Origin of the sequence: Ruegeria sp. HKCCD4315 (genome assembly GCF_013112245.1) — a bacterium.
Classification (GTDB): Bacteria; Pseudomonadota; Alphaproteobacteria; order Rhodobacterales; family Rhodobacteraceae; genus Ruegeria.
In genome coordinates this window covers 1,202,964-1,216,455 of sequence record NZ_WVRN01000001.1, presented here as the reverse complement: position 1 = coordinate 1,216,455, position 13,492 = coordinate 1,202,964, and the positions used below count along the sequence as shown (strand labels likewise).

Genomic DNA, 13,492 nt, shown 5'->3' with positions numbered 1-13,492 from the left:
CGCCGGCATCCTGCCGCCGATCACCCAGAGAAACGCGTATTTTGGGAAAAACTCAGTACCCGCCCTTTCACGCGCGCAGCAGAAAGGGCGGAATGGTTTGTTTATTCGGCTTACTGGAACTGCGCCACTGGCTCGTGTGCGGCCTTAGCCATCTCCAGAGCATCTGACAACTCAAGCGACTTACGGAACAGCGCCCGCCCGACAATTGCGCCCGAGATATTCGGAATATAAGCCAGACGGGAAATATCGTCCGCCGTGCGCACAACACCGCTCGCAATCACCGGGGTCCTCGAATGCCCGGCGATTCCGGAAATCAGACCAAGCTGAGCGTCTACATCTTTCATGTCACTGTCGATATCTGTCACGACAATCGCAGCAAATGGTACGCCTTCGAATGCGTCAATGAATGCTTCGGGTGTGAACGCGCTCTGGTTGCGCCAACCATCGGTCATGACATACCCCTGCCAGACATCGACAGACAGCACGATTTGGTCTGGGTACAGCTTGGCAAGTTCCTTGACCAGATTCGGCTCCAGCGCGGCCAAAGTGCCGATGACAACGCGCCCTACGCCTTTGTCGATCCAATGCTCCACCTGTTCCCGCGTGCGCATACCACCGGCCAGTTGCACAGGAATCTCTGCTCCGCGAATGATTTCCTCGACCAGTTCGACGTTGGTATCTTTGCCTTCAATCGCGTCGAAATCGGTCAGATGCATCCATTCGGCACCCGCCTCAGCCCAGCTCCGCGCGGTTTCAACCGGATTCACGTGCCAGATCATCGCGTTATCCAGACGGCCTTTGTCCAGCGTGACACACCGGCCATTCTGCAGTTCCATCGTGGGGTAAATCCTCATGAGCTTGTTCCTCCGCTCAATCGCTCTGAAAATCCCCGGTAGCATAGGTCGAACGTTCCAAACCCGATTTACCGGGATCGGCACAGTTTGGCCATTTTGCGGCATATAAGCGAACTGGCGGAATTACGCGCGGGCGGGTGGTCCGTTGCGCCGCAACAAATGAACCGGGGTTTCATTATACACCCCTTCGCGCATCAAAACATAGCCCAGCTTTTTGGCCAGCTTCTGGGACGACAAATTGGATGCGTTTACCATCGCCACCAAAGGCCCCGGAATCACACGGTCGAACCAGTCATGAGCCGCCTTGGCCGCCTCATACCCCAACCCTTGACCCTGTGCCTCGGGGGCCAAAATCCAACCTGCTTCGGGGAAGCCATCAAAATCCTCGCCCAAACGTCGGTTGCCATAAAAGAACCCCGCCTGCCCAATCAGCGTGCGCGTCGATTGCTGCATCACGCCCCATTGGCCAAATCCGGCCATTTGCCAGTGCCCGGCATTGCGCAGAAAAGAGTCCCAAGCTTCGCCTCGCGATCGGGGCGTACCGCCAATGTGCTGCACGACACACGGGTCACGCCATATTTCAGCGAACCGTTCAAAATCCTCCGGGCGCATGGCGCAGAGCGTCAAACGCGCGGTATTTATCATTGGAGTGGATCTTATCATGCCCTGTCCACTTTGAGTTTTGCCTCAATGGAAACAGTGCGCAGTGGAAAATGGCCACGCAAGTGCGAATTTTGCGCGGACATAAAAAACGGCGCCTCCGTTGCTCGGAAGCGCCGCTTTTGATCAGAAAGAAACGTTTAGGACGCTTCGCTGATGAACTTGACCGCGTCGCCGAAGGTCTGGATGGTTTCGGCTGCGTCATCGGGAATCTCGATGCCGAACTCTTCTTCGAACGCCATAACCAGCTCAACGGTGTCCAGGCTGTCTGCGCCCAGATCGTCGATGAAAGACGCGTTTTCCACGACTTTGTCTTCTTCAACACCCAGGTGCTCAACAACGATCTTCTTAACGCGATCTGCGACGTCGCTCATGTCTATTCCTCATTCCTTTACAGGGCGGTCTGCCCGATTCTGCCCTTGCCCGCACGGGTTGGCCTTGATTTGCCCGTTTCGGGCGGTTTGGGTCCCGGGAAACCGGGAAAGTAGAAGGCCGACCTGAAAGACCGGCCCCGCATAGATGCGCCGCCTATAGCATAGTCGACGCGAGAGGCAAACGCTTTCGCGTTCGCCCCTGTCGCGATCACAACATGGCCATACCGCCGTTCACATGCAAGGTACTTCCAGTGACATAACCCGCCTCGGGGCTTGCAAGGTACAAAACAGCCGCAGCAATTTCTTTAGGATCGCCCATGCGACCCGCAGGAACTTTGACCAACAGACCCTTTTTCTGTTCCTCGGTCAGTTTCTCGGTCATAGCCGTCGTGATGAATCCCGGTGCCACAGCGTTCACTGTGATCCCACGCGTTGCAACTTCGTGGGCCAAGGCCTTGGAAAAGCCGATCATTCCGGCTTTTGATGCCGCATAGTTCGCCTGCCCAGGGTTGCCGATTGCAGCCACCACGGACGAGACATTCACGATCCGGCCCCAGCGCGATTTCATCATGCCCCGGATCACGCCTTTGCACAGTTTCATGGTCGAGGTCATGTTCACGTCAATAACGTTCTGCCATTCTTCGTCGGACATGCGCATGAACAGGTTGTCGCGTGTGATTCCGGCGTTGTTGACCAGAATGTCCACCGATCCCATCGCCGCGGCCGCCTGCTTTGGCAACGCCTCCACGGCTTCCGGATCGCTCAGATTGCAGGGCAGCACATGCGCGCGCTCGCCCAGATCATCTGCCAGGGCTTGCAGTGGTTCGACTCGCGTACCGGACAATCCAACCGTTGCACCCGCCCCGTGCAGTGCACGCGCAATGTCGCCACCGATACCACCCGATGCACCGGTGATCAGCGCATTCTTACCTGTCAAATCAAACATACAGTTTCCCTCTTGGTGCGTCGGCAAAGACGCGCATTAGCTTACGATTCGGCCTGAAGGGCCTTTTGAACATCTTCCGGCGTGCCCACAGCTTTGCCTGCAATGGCACGGTCGATCTTGCGGATCATACCAGACAGCGCTTTGCCTGCGCCGATCTCCCATGTCTCAGTCACACCCTGCGCCGCCATGAACTGCACACTCTCGCGCCAGCGGACCGACCCAGTCACCTGTTCGACAAGCAACTGCCGGATCAAATCCGGATCACTGACCGCCTCGGCGCGTACGTTCGCCACCAGGGGCACAGCGGGTGCCTTGATTTCGACCGCAGCAAGGGCTTCCGCCATTACATCTGCAGCAGGTTGCATCAGCGCACAGTGAAATGGAGCACTTACGGGCAACATAACAGCCCGTTTTGCACCTTTTTCCTTGGCAATCTCGGCAGCGCGCTCGACAGCGGCTTTTGAACCGGACACGACAACTTGGGTTGGATCGTTGTCATTTGCCGCCTGACACACTTCGCCCTGCGCGGCCTCTTCAGCAACAGAGCGCACGGCGTCAAGATCCAAGCCAAGAATGGCAGCCATCGCGCCCTCGCCCACAGGCACAGCGCTTTGCATGGCTTGCCCGCGCGTGCGCAACAGGCGCGCGGTGTCAGCGACAGACAACGTTCCAGCAGCGGCCAAAGCGGAATACTCACCAAGCGAGTGCCCCGCCACAAATGCGGCTTTGCTGATCGAAACACCCTCGGCCTCCAAGGCGCGCATTGCGGCCATTGACGTCGCCATCAATGCGGGCTGCGCATTTTGTGTCAGCGTCAACTCAGCAATGTCGCCTTCCCAGATAAGGCTGCTCAGTTTCTCACCCAGAGCGTCGTCCACCTCATCAAAGATGGCTTGCGCCGCCGGATAAGCCTCGGCCAAAGCTTTGCCCATACCGATTGTCTGGGCGCCCTGCCCTGGAAAAACGAACGCGAGTGTCATTGCAACCTCATGCATACTGTTAGGTTGCGGCGGGGTGTAAACTGACTGCTCGTCTGGCACAAGCGCTGCCTGCATTCTGCATTCTGGCACCGTTGCTGTGCGTCCGCGCTTACTTGTGTCAGTTTCACGCGTCTTTACGTTGGACGCGACAGAGAATCCCGGAGTCTTATTTTCATGGCCGCGACCAATTCATTTTCCAGTTACGGAAGCGTTGCAAAGACGTTTCACTGGCTCACAGCCCTTCTGATCCTGACAGCCCTGCCGCTTGGCTGGATCGCAGATAACTTGGCATACGCGGTTCTTCACGCAGACACCGCCCCAACCGAGGCCCAGATCGCCCGCGCCGCGCGCGTCTTTTCGCTGCATAAAACTGTAGGGATCGCTGTCTTCTTCGTGGCATTGGCGCGCATTTTGTGGGCTTTCACACAAACAAAACCCGGCTTGTTAAATGCAGACAACAAGCCCGAGGCCTTTGCAGCTGAAACCGTTCATTGGCTTCTATACGGTTCGCTGGTCCTTGTTCCACTCAGCGGTTGGATCCACCACGCCGCGACAGAAGGGTTCGCACCGATCCTCTGGCCTTTTGGGCAAAACCTGCCGTTTGTTCCCAAGTCCGAAGCCGTGGCCGAGATGACCGGAGTCCTTCACTGGCTGTTCATGTGGGTTCTGGTGGGTTCATTGGCGCTGCACATTGTTGGCGCGCTGAAACATCACGTCATCGACAAGGACAGTACATTGCGAAGAATGCTGCCTGGTCATTCGGACGCACCAGAACCGCCGCATCAACACCATTCACTTGTCCCTGCGCTTGCTGCCGTGGCGGTTTGGGGCATGGTTCTGACTGGCGGCTGGGTCACAGGTGAATTCGCACGCGAGGCCGACGATGCCGACATCGAACTCGCCGAAGTTCAATCTGACTGGCAAGTGCAGACCGGGGCCTTGTCGATAACAATCTCTCAGTTGGGCAGCCCGGTCACCGGATCTTTTGCCGACTGGACCGCTGCCATCACCTTCGACGAACCTGCACAAGTCGGCCCTGCGGGATCTGTGGACGTTAACATAGCCATTGGCTCTCTGAGCCTTGGTTCGGTCACCGATCAGGCCATGGGTTCCGATTTCTTTGACACATCACAATTCCCTACGGCGCAGTTCACCGCAGATTTGTTCAAGACCGAAACCGGGTACGAAGCCCGTGGCCCGCTGACCATCCGCGACAAAACAATGGATATCGTTCTGCCGTTTTCCCTGGAGCTTCAGGGCGATACGGCCACCATGTTGGGTTCTGTTGAACTCAACCGGTTGGATTTCAACGTCGGCACGTCACAGCCGACCGAAGAGTCCCTGGGCTTTGCCGTCTCTGTTTCTGTCGACCTGACCGCCAGCCGCAGTCATTAATGCCAACAAAAAACCGCCGGTGAGATACTCACCGGCGGTTTAATCTTTCAAGTCCTTCGACTTACTCAGCCTTTTGAGCCTCAACCGAGATCTGAATCTGCACTTCGTCGCTTACGAACGGTGCAAATTGTCCCAGGTCAAATTCACTGCGAACCAGCGTTGTGGTCGCGTTGAAACCTGCCCAAGGCTTGTTGGCCATCGGGTGATTGTCCACTTTGTTCAACTTGGCATCCAGAACAACCGATTTGGTTACGCCATTCATGGTCAGGTCGCCGGTGATATTGGCGGTATCATCACCCGTCACCTCGATCCCGGTCGAGACGAAAGTGATCAGATCACCCTCGGCAGCGCCAAAGAAGTCTTCGGTCATGAAGTGGTCTTCCCGAGGCTTCCATCCTGTGAACATCTCCATAACCGGCATTGAAACCGTAACGCTGGATGCCGCCGGGTTTTCCTGATCGAACATGATCTCGCCCTCAAAGCCCGAGAACATGCCGTAAGTGGTCGAAAAGCCAAGGTGATCATAGTTGAAGATGACCTGGCTGTGGCTGGGGTCCAGTACATATTTCTCGGCACTGGCAAATGCAGCAGTTGCCGAAACGGCCAAAGCCGCAGCAAGAAGGATGGATTTCATAACAATCTCCGCGTTTTTTTTGTGTGCAAGCCGATGGGGGTTGCTCACAAACAAGATGTGCCGCCCTAGGGCGGCACACAACCTCCTTTGGCTAACAATCTCTGTTCCTTTATGAACAGAATAAAAATCAGCCGAAAATTGTTACGCTTTTGCTCAATTGCCCTTTGAGGGCTCGGCTGACATCCGCCGATTCAAGCGGCAGTTTCATCAACAGGCTGCCGTCCACGTCGAACAAGTGCACTTCGTTCTCTTCAAAGCGTGCACCACCCAAGGAGTCGTAGCTGCGACGCAAAACAGTCTGTGGGCGCCCATCTTCGTTCTTTTGCAATACCCGCACCTCGCGACGAATAGGATCGAAATACGCATCGGGACGCGGATCCAGAACCTCAATCGTCAGCAAGCTGACCCCAACGATCAGAAACAGCATCGAAGCAACCATCTTGATCGGCCAGACATCCGCACCGATGACCGACCCCGGCATCAGCCACATTGAAAACGCTGACACGATCAGGAATGCGCCAACCATCCGCGCCAGGATCAAGCGCGCCTTCCAATTCGGTGCAAATGCGATCATTACCGGAACCGAGTGTTCAAAGCGCGATCCAGCCGCTTCTTCCCGGTATGTGTTTGTGTTCGTCGCGGTCATAACGTTTCACCCTTTATAAGGTTACTGTCGGTTTTCAGTTGGTTCCGGGTAATGTCCGGTATGTAAAACAACTTTGAGCCGAAAAGCGTCAGCAATTGGGCACCCCAAAGGAAATTGGGCGACTTCACCAAGGCATATGTGGCGGGTCTTGCCCCTGCGGTTCAAACGTGTATACGGGGCCATCCTTCGCAGTCATATGAATCGCGCAGCCTCTCGTGGCAGGGTCGCGAAGGACCAAATGGCCCCGCCTATGAAATGCGCCTTGATATAAACAGGAGTGCACATGCCACTGTATGAGCATGTAATGATCGCGCGTCAGGACCTGTCCAACGCGCAGGCGGAAAGCCTCGTTGAACACTTTGGCACCGTACTGGCGGACAACGGCGGCAGCCTTGTCGACAGCGAGTACTGGGGCGTCAAGACGATGGCCTATAAGATCAACAAGAACCGCAAAGGCCACTATGCCTTCCTGAAGACCGATGCCCCCTCGGGTGCGGTTCAGGAAATGGAACGCCTGATGCGCCTGCATGACGATGTCATGCGCGTTTTGACCATCAAGGTCGACGGTCACGAAGATGGCCCGTCGGTTCAGATGCAGAAGCGTGACGAGCGTGGCGACCGCCGCGAGCGCCGTTGATCACCGCCTGAGGAAAGGACACTAAACCATGGCCGCAAAACCATTTTTCCGCCGTCGTAAGGTCTGCCCGTTCTCGGGTGAGAACGCGCCGAAAATCGACTACAAGGACACCCGTCTGCTGCAGCGCTACATCTCTGAGCGCGGCAAGATTGTTCCTTCGCGCATCACCGCCGTTTCGGCGAAAAAGCAGCGTGAACTGGCTCGTGCTATCAAGCGCGCCCGCTTCCTCGCCCTGCTGCCCTACGCCGTGAAGTAAGGAGAGACTGAGATGCAAGTTATCCTTCTGGAACGCGTTGCGAAACTGGGTCAGATGGGCGACGTCGTTGACGTCAAGCCCGGCTACGCCCGCAACTTCCTGCTGCCCCAAGGCAAAGCCCTGAGTGCATCCGAGTCGAACATTGCCTCGTTCGAAGCTCAGAAAGCGCAGCTGGAAGCCCGCAACCTGGAAACCAAGAAAGAAGCTGAAGCACTGGCTGAAAAGCTGGACGGTCAGCAGTTCATCGTGATTCGCTCGGCATCGGATGCTGGCGCTCTGTACGGCTCGGTCACCCCGCGTGACGCCGCGGACGCTGCAACCGAAGCAGGCTTCACAGTCGACAAGAAACAGGTCGTTCTGGTCGCTCCGATCAAAGAACTGGGTCTGCACTCTGTTGCTGTCCGCCTGCACCCCGAGGTCGAAGTTGAGATCAAGATGAATGTTGCCCGTTCGGAAGAAGAAGCCGAATTGCAGGCATCTGGCAAATCGATTCAGGAACTGGCTGCTGAAGAAGAAGCCGCCGCTGAATTCGAAATCGCCGAACTGTTCGACGACATCGGCTCGGCCGCATCGGAAGACGATGACCTGGCTGCCGAAGCTGCTCCGGTTGAGGAAGACGAAGCCAAAGCCTGATCTGGCTACGCTTTGAACAAGACAAAGGCCGCACGTTTTGTGCGGCCTTTTTTATGCCGCAGCCAAACCAGCAAATTTAGGCCCAAATTGATCGCTAGAGTTGCGACCGAACAGACGTTCCATATCATACCGCCTTATTGACCGGAGATTCATGATGCCCGTTTTCCCCCGCCGCAGCTTCCTTGCCCTGTTGCTCACAACTCCGCTGCTTGCATGCGGTGGAGGTGAAGTCTCCAAAGCCGACACCACTCAATTCAATCCGCCCCTCTATCCAAATGAGACGCCGGAACTCAGAGCCTCGATCAACAAATGGGCTGATCACTACGAGCTTCCGCGCGAGCTTGTCCACAAGCTGGCTATTCGCGAAAGCACACACCGCCCTTGGGCCGTGAACCGCCCCTACTATGGGCTGCTACAGATCCTTCCAGCCACCGCACGATCGATGGGGTACAAAGGTAACGCCGAGGGACTATTAAATGCGGACACCAACCTGGAATTCGCGGGCAAGTACTTGCGCGGAGCATGGCTGCTGTCCGACGGAGACCAGCAACGCGCGATCTTTTTGTATGCGAAAGGGTATTGGCCCGAAGCCAAAGCACGGGGATTGTTGGTAGAAACCGGGCTCAAACCCGCACCTTGACGGTAGTTAGCGTCAGTTTTCGCCTGAAAATTAGCACTTGAGGCGGGATAGTGACAAAAATGCTCTATTGAATGTCACAATATCCTGAATAGCGCAGACAATTGATGCCTCTGCTTGTCAGGATTAAGAAAATATGATGTTCTGGTTGAGTGAGGTAACCGGGTTCCACTCTGTTGAATACGTATGCTCGACGACACCATCGGGCAGTTAAGATGGGCCGCAGCTGGTAGGCGCCGCATGGAAATTGTCGATCTGAGCACTCTGCCGGATTCAGAAGTTCGCTACACCGAATTTCTAAGGCAAATCTGTGACAAGCATGAAATGGACCATGCTGCTTATGCAGGCATGAACCCTGCCGCTGGATCTGTGGCTGGCTTTGTCACGTATGACGATGAGTGGACAGAGCATTACCAGAACCAGGGTCTGATCATGATCGACCCAACCATCCACATGGCACGCCGCAGCATTGCTCCGGTGGATTGGAGCCGCCTTGAACGCAGCCCCGATTTCCAGCGTGTTTTCCGAGACGCTCATGATTTTGGCCTGCCCAGTCAAGGTGTTACGATTCCTGTGCGCGGTCCTTACGGCGATATCGGGCTGCTCAGTGCAACCCGCGACTGCAGTAAGGAAGAGTGGCGCAAGCTCTACACCCACGTGATAAGCGACCTGCAATCCATGGCAGTACACATTCACGACAACGTCGTTTCGTCGGATCAGCTGACCAGCGCGCTCTACCATCCAACCCTGTCGACCCGAGAAGCAGAGATCCTGCAATGGGTCGCAGCTGGCAAATCTCAGCAGGACATCGGCGATATTTTGTCGATTTCGCACCGGACCGTCGAAGTACACTTGCGTTCGAGTCGGGAAAAGCTTAGTGCCCTGACCACCCCGCAGGCTGTTGGACGCGCGATTGCGATTGGGCTAATTACCCCAGGTTAATCAAAAAAAGCGCTTAATTTCGCCAAAATACGGGAAACCCCCAATAGAAAAATCCCCTGGGACCGGTAACGTCGTATTTACCGAACAACCACTCGAAGGGGGAAGAAATGATCATCGTGGTAGATGGCCTGAACAGACATATGTTCAGCGAAGTTCTTGACGAAATGTTCGAGTTGAGAGCACGTGTATTTGGCGAACGTCTTGGATGGGACGTCAAAATAGAAGACGGAAAAGAAATCGACGAGTTCGATCATCTGGACCCGGCATATGTAATCGGACTCGACGATGAGGGGAATGTCGTCGCAGCCGTGCGTGCCCTCCAGACCACCGGCCCTCACATGTTGTCGGATGTCTTCTCGGCGATCCTTTGCGGCGAAGCACCACTGCGCAGCGCAACCATGTGGGAATCGACCCGCTTTTGCGTAGATACCCAGCGTCTCACACGCGGCAAAGAAAAGAACTCGGTTTCATACGCAACCTGCGAATTGATGATCGGTTCTTTGGAATATGCCAAGAACGCAGGCATTCAGGACATCATCACCGTGATCGATCCGGTCATGGATCGGGTCCTGAAACGCTCGAATTGCGCCCCGTATGACTATGTCGGCCAAACTGTCCCAATGGGGAAAGTTCATGCGCTGGCTGCTCTGCTGGATTGCACAGACGAACGCATCGCGGGTCTGCGTGAGTTTGCGGACATTCACAACGATGTCTTCATCGACGACGAAGAGGCACTGGCCCTCTTTGCAGCCAAGAAAGCCGCAGCACAAAGCCCTGCCAATCAGGATCACAAACCACTGACTGATCTTGAAAAGTATTTTGTGGAACAGATGAGCGCCGCGAAGACAGAAGCTGAACGGCAAGATGTGCTGAGGCTGATCGAAACGCTCTCGAACACGTTCACACCAGAGCAGAAGACTGCTCTGCTACAAACCCCCCGTGCTTTTGCTCATGAGGCCTGACCCCCTCACCTCATAGGTACAAAAGCCACCCATGCGGAGCCGTCTGATTAGCAGGCGGCTCCGTTTTTTTGTGCCCATTCGTAAGAATGGGCGGAAGAGGATTACTCCTCTTCCAGTGCCTCAACGGCTTTTTGCAGATCGTCTTTGCTCACGTCTTTTTCGTTGACCTGAGCCAGTTCGAACACATAGTCGACGACTTTGTCTTCGAAGATGGGTGCGCGCATCTGCTGCTGCATTTGAGCGTTCTGTTGAACAAATTCAAAGAACTGACGCTCTTGACCCGGGTACTGACGCGCCTGGTTCATGATCGCCTGGGTCATTTCTGCGTCGGTCACTTCGACCTCGGCCTTCTGACCCAACTCGGCCAGCAACAGACCCAGACGCACGCGGCGTTCGGCCAGTTTGGTGTGCTCTTCAGTCGGCTCAATCTCGCCGTGATCGTGGCCTTCCACGTCCGGGTTTTCCTCGTGGAACAGCTGATGTGCGATCTGCTTGGCTTCAGCGTCCACCAGCGACGGTGGCAGGTCGAACGACACTTTCTCGTCCAGCACGTCCAGCAGAGCACGCTTCATCACAGCACGCGATGCACCTGCGTATTCTGCTTCCAGACGTTCCGAAATCTGCCCCTTCAAGGCATCCAGATCTTCAGCACCGAACTTCATGGCCAGATCGTCGTTGACCTCTGCGGCCACCGGTTCTTTCACCTCTTTGATGGTGCAGGTGAAAACAGCGTCTTTGCCGGCCAGGTGCTCGGCACCGTACTCTGCAGGGAAGGTCACGTTGACGTCTTTGACTTCCTCGGCCTTCACACCAACCAGCTGCTCTTCGAAACCGGGGATGAAGCTGTTCGAGCCCAGTACCAGAGGGTACTCTTCAGCCGAACCGCCGTCGAATTCTTCGCCGTCAACCTTGCCAACGAAATCAAAAACGATCTGGTCGCCGTCTTTCGCCTTCGAGCCCTTGCGGCGCGCTTTGAAATCCTGCGCGGTTTCAGCCAGGTTGTTCAGCGCTTCTTCCACAGCCGCGTCGTCAGCTTTGACCACCAGCTTCTCCAGCTCGACGGATTTCAGGTCAACTTCGGGGATCGCTGGCAGTGCCTCGTAAGACATGGCCACTTCAACGTCGTCGCCTTCTTTCCAATCTTCATTGGTCATCTTGACTTCGGGCTGCAGCGCAGGGCGGTCACCGCTGTCTTCAAAGTGCTTGTTCATCGCGCCATCGATGCTTTCCTGCATCGCTTCGCCCAGCAGGCGTTGACCAAACTGCTTTTTCAGCAGTGCCATCGGCACCTTACCTTTGCGGAAACCTTTCATTTCGATTTCCGGCTGCGCTTCGGTCAGCTTTTCATTGACCTTGTCGTCCAGCTCGGCTGCGGTCACAACGATGTTGTAGCCGCGTTTCAGACCTTCGTTCAGCGTCTCTGTAACCTGCATTATGGTAGTCCCCATAGGATTCGGGGCGCGCAAAAAGGGCGCGCCGGGCAAATTTGACGCCTTCTATTTGCCCAGCAGCGTACGTGCAAGGGGCAAAGGCAGAATCCACCTGTATTTGATCGCCTATTCCCCCAAAAAAGAACGCCCCGGAAACCGGGGCGCTCGTTTTTAATCCAGTTACAGCGATCAGAACTTCCAGCGTGCGCCTAGAACCCATGCTTCGTTGTTGTCAAAGGATGAACCATCATCGAAGTCGTGGTTGCGGTACTTCAGATAAACATCTGTCTTGATTGCATCAACCTTCTGAACAACTGCGATACCCCAGGCTTTGGTGTCCGACCCGTTGCTGTCGAAGTCTGAACCGTCATAGTAGTCTATGCCGACACCGGTCTTACCCCAGGCGATCCAATTTCCTTCGTATGAGATTTTGCCATACCAGTAATTCGGATCCGTCGCCCCGGCCTGATCGTCGTCACGCGTACCGCCAGCAATCGTAAATCCCAGCCCGCTTGGCAGAAGGACAGACGCCGAACCAATCGTGTCCTTGCGATCGCCGGAATTGTCGTCCCGGTCGCGCACCGAATATGCAACAGCTGCCGCGAATTCCACGCCACCGGCGAAGGTGTTTTCATAGAAAAGACCAACGTCGTAGTAGTCATCGTCGTCGCTGCTGGACAGAATGTTTTGCCCATAGGCGAAGCCCGCCGAGAACCCGTTGAATGCTGGGGTGTCATACCGGATGCGCCCACGGCGCGAGCCGTCAAAGTTGCTGGAACTATCGCCAACCGTGATACCGCTCAGCATTCCAGCGGTGTCGCGATAGAAGAAGCCGGCGTTTTCATCGTTGGTGAACGAATACAGCGCGGTTCCGACATATGACAGATCCACCTCAGCGGCACCGTCAGCGACCATACTGCCCTGCCCCGCCGAAAACTTGCCGTACCCACCTTTCAGCGAGAAATCCACGTGACGAATATCTTCGCGATTCCAGCCATCAGCGTTGGTTCCAAACTGATCAGCAGACGCCGAACCAGGCAGGCCAAGCCCTGTTTCAAACCAAAACTGGAACTCATTGCTACCGTAAGGCTGCATCAGGCGCAGGCCCACCCGGCTGTTCGACAGGTCGTTGTCGAGGACCCGCGTCTCGGTGTCCTGCCCGTCATCGACCGAAATCAGGGCTGGGTGCAACTGCCCATAAAGCAACACATAACCGCCTGTGTTGTTTTCGTATTTCAGCTCAGCTGCAGCCGGAATTGCCGCCGTTGCAGTTAGCGCAGCGGCAGCGGAAAGGGTTTTGAATTTAGAAGTCATTTCACTCACCATGAATGGTTCGGGTGTTACGCCCCGTCCAATTGATCATCGAGCACCGACGTTCCAGATGCCCGCGCGCTGTCTCGTAAAGGAATGGCAAATTCGCAACACAGAACGCAGAGGCCAAGAGAATTTTATAATGTATTTCATTTGCTTAAATACATCACCACCAGTCCGTTTCGGAGGTGCTCA

At 55.6% G+C, this 13,492-nt stretch carries 16 protein-coding genes; 7 read left to right on the top strand and 9 right to left on the bottom strand.

What is annotated here, in order from left to right; all coding sequences use genetic code 11:
* Positions 1-110: 110 nt before the first annotated feature.
* The 5 genes from GS646_RS06095 to fabD all read right to left on the bottom strand — a co-directional run bounded on the left by GS646_RS06095 (position 111) and on the right by fabD (position 3,814).
* Positions 111-854 carry a HisA/HisF-related TIM barrel protein gene (locus GS646_RS06095; RefSeq protein ID WP_171185822.1) on the bottom strand — a complete coding sequence of 248 codons (744 nt, stop codon included), beginning with the start codon at positions 852-854 and terminating at the stop codon, positions 111-113.
* Between the two features lie 123 nt (positions 855-977).
* Positions 978-1,517 (bottom strand): GNAT family N-acetyltransferase, encoded by a 540-nt coding sequence (locus GS646_RS06090; RefSeq protein WP_171185824.1) that lies wholly within the window; start codon positions 1,515-1,517, stop codon positions 978-980.
* Between the two features lie 137 nt (positions 1,518-1,654).
* A complete protein-coding gene (locus GS646_RS06085) occupies positions 1,655-1,888 on the bottom strand; it encodes an acyl carrier protein (RefSeq protein WP_050602116.1) in 234 nt (77 codons plus the stop codon).
* A gap of 208 nt (positions 1,889-2,096) precedes the next feature.
* Complete coding sequence (gene fabG / locus GS646_RS06080) at positions 2,097-2,834, bottom strand: 3-oxoacyl-[acyl-carrier-protein] reductase (protein WP_171185826.1); 738 nt, start codon at positions 2,832-2,834, stop codon at positions 2,097-2,099.
* A 41-nt stretch (positions 2,835-2,875) separates the two neighbouring features.
* Entirely contained in the window at positions 2,876-3,814 is a 939-nt protein-coding gene (fabD, locus tag GS646_RS06075) for an ACP S-malonyltransferase (RefSeq protein ID WP_171185828.1), read from the bottom strand.
* Between the two features lie 174 nt (positions 3,815-3,988).
* Between fabD and GS646_RS06070 the strand changes: the two genes are divergently transcribed.
* A complete protein-coding gene (locus tag GS646_RS06070) occupies positions 3,989-5,209 on the top strand; it encodes a cytochrome b/b6 domain-containing protein (RefSeq protein WP_171185830.1) in 1,221 nt (406 codons plus the stop codon).
* Between the two features lie 61 nt (positions 5,210-5,270).
* Here the strand turns inward: GS646_RS06070 and GS646_RS06065 are convergent, their stop codons facing one another.
* A complete protein-coding gene (locus GS646_RS06065) occupies positions 5,271-5,843 on the bottom strand; it encodes a YceI family protein (RefSeq protein WP_171185833.1) in 573 nt (190 codons plus the stop codon).
* 127 nt (positions 5,844-5,970) lie between these two features.
* The gene (locus GS646_RS06060) at positions 5,971-6,489 is read right to left on the bottom strand and encodes a hypothetical protein (protein ID WP_171185835.1); all 519 of its coding nucleotides are present in this window, start codon (positions 6,487-6,489) and stop codon (positions 5,971-5,973) included.
* A gap of 283 nt (positions 6,490-6,772) precedes the next feature.
* Between GS646_RS06060 and rpsF the strand changes: the two genes are divergently transcribed.
* From rpsF to GS646_RS06030, 6 genes are all read left to right on the top strand, one after another.
* On the top strand, positions 6,773-7,126 hold the full coding sequence (gene rpsF / locus GS646_RS06055; protein ID WP_171090718.1) for a 30S ribosomal protein S6: 354 nt from the start codon (positions 6,773-6,775) through the stop codon (positions 7,124-7,126).
* A gap of 28 nt (positions 7,127-7,154) precedes the next feature.
* Entirely contained in the window at positions 7,155-7,382 is a 228-nt protein-coding gene (gene rpsR / locus GS646_RS06050; protein ID WP_005608650.1) for a 30S ribosomal protein S18, read from the top strand.
* Positions 7,383-7,394: 12 nt separating this feature from the next.
* Positions 7,395-8,015 carry a 50S ribosomal protein L9 gene (gene rplI, locus GS646_RS06045; RefSeq protein WP_171185836.1) on the top strand — a complete coding sequence of 207 codons (621 nt, stop codon included), beginning with the start codon at positions 7,395-7,397 and terminating at the stop codon, positions 8,013-8,015.
* Between the two features lie 151 nt (positions 8,016-8,166).
* The gene (locus tag GS646_RS06040; protein WP_171185838.1) at positions 8,167-8,655 is read left to right on the top strand and encodes a lytic transglycosylase domain-containing protein; all 489 of its coding nucleotides are present in this window, start codon (positions 8,167-8,169) and stop codon (positions 8,653-8,655) included.
* Positions 8,656-8,892: 237 nt separating this feature from the next.
* The gene (locus GS646_RS06035; RefSeq protein WP_171185840.1) at positions 8,893-9,594 is read left to right on the top strand and encodes an autoinducer binding domain-containing protein; all 702 of its coding nucleotides are present in this window, start codon (positions 8,893-8,895) and stop codon (positions 9,592-9,594) included.
* A gap of 107 nt (positions 9,595-9,701) precedes the next feature.
* Positions 9,702-10,556 carry an acyl-homoserine-lactone synthase gene (locus tag GS646_RS06030; RefSeq protein WP_171185842.1) on the top strand — a complete coding sequence of 285 codons (855 nt, stop codon included), beginning with the start codon at positions 9,702-9,704 and terminating at the stop codon, positions 10,554-10,556.
* A 101-nt stretch (positions 10,557-10,657) separates the two neighbouring features.
* On the opposite strand, the gene tig is transcribed toward GS646_RS06030, so the two are convergent.
* Together tig and GS646_RS06020 are read right to left on the bottom strand one after the other, a co-directional pair.
* A complete protein-coding gene (tig, locus tag GS646_RS06025) occupies positions 10,658-11,989 on the bottom strand; it encodes a trigger factor (protein ID WP_171091203.1) in 1,332 nt (443 codons plus the stop codon).
* 186 nt (positions 11,990-12,175) lie between these two features.
* Positions 12,176-13,300, bottom strand: coding sequence for a porin (locus GS646_RS06020; RefSeq protein ID WP_171185844.1), 1,125 nt, complete (start codon positions 13,298-13,300; stop codon positions 12,176-12,178).
* Between the last annotated feature and the right edge of the window lie 192 nt (positions 13,301-13,492).

Excerpts from the sequence above, each read along its gene's own strand:
- GS646_RS06090 (WP_171185824.1), bottom strand. The coding sequence starts at position 1,517 with ATGATAAGATCCACTCCAATGATAAATACCGCGCGTTTGACGCTCTGC.
- GS646_RS06095 (WP_171185822.1), bottom strand. The coding sequence starts at position 854 with ATGAGGATTTACCCCACGATGGAACTGCAGAATGGCCGGTGTGTCACG.
- rpsR (WP_005608650.1), top strand. The coding sequence starts at position 7,155 with ATGGCCGCAAAACCATTTTTCCGCCGTCGTAAGGTCTGCCCGTTCTCG.
- GS646_RS06040 (WP_171185838.1), top strand. The coding sequence starts at position 8,167 with ATGATGCCCGTTTTCCCCCGCCGCAGCTTCCTTGCCCTGTTGCTCACA.
- rpsF (WP_171090718.1), top strand. The coding sequence starts at position 6,773 with ATGCCACTGTATGAGCATGTAATGATCGCGCGTCAGGACCTGTCCAAC.
- GS646_RS06035 (WP_171185840.1), top strand. The coding sequence starts at position 8,893 with ATGGAAATTGTCGATCTGAGCACTCTGCCGGATTCAGAAGTTCGCTAC.
- fabG (WP_171185826.1), bottom strand. The coding sequence starts at position 2,834 with ATGTTTGATTTGACAGGTAAGAATGCGCTGATCACCGGTGCATCGGGT.
- GS646_RS06020 (WP_171185844.1), bottom strand. The coding sequence starts at position 13,300 with ATGACTTCTAAATTCAAAACCCTTTCCGCTGCCGCTGCGCTAACTGCA.
- GS646_RS06065 (WP_171185833.1), bottom strand. The coding sequence starts at position 5,843 with ATGAAATCCATCCTTCTTGCTGCGGCTTTGGCCGTTTCGGCAACTGCT.
- GS646_RS06030 (WP_171185842.1), top strand. The coding sequence starts at position 9,702 with ATGATCATCGTGGTAGATGGCCTGAACAGACATATGTTCAGCGAAGTT.
- GS646_RS06070 (WP_171185830.1), top strand. The coding sequence starts at position 3,989 with ATGGCCGCGACCAATTCATTTTCCAGTTACGGAAGCGTTGCAAAGACG.
- rplI (WP_171185836.1), top strand. The coding sequence starts at position 7,395 with ATGCAAGTTATCCTTCTGGAACGCGTTGCGAAACTGGGTCAGATGGGC.
- tig (WP_171091203.1), bottom strand. The coding sequence starts at position 11,989 with ATGCAGGTTACAGAGACGCTGAACGAAGGTCTGAAACGCGGCTACAAC.
- GS646_RS06085 (WP_050602116.1), bottom strand. The coding sequence starts at position 1,888 with ATGAGCGACGTCGCAGATCGCGTTAAGAAGATCGTTGTTGAGCACCTG.
- GS646_RS06060 (WP_171185835.1), bottom strand. The coding sequence starts at position 6,489 with ATGACCGCGACGAACACAAACACATACCGGGAAGAAGCGGCTGGATCG.
- fabD (WP_171185828.1), bottom strand. The coding sequence starts at position 3,814 with ATGACACTCGCGTTCGTTTTTCCAGGGCAGGGCGCCCAGACAATCGGT.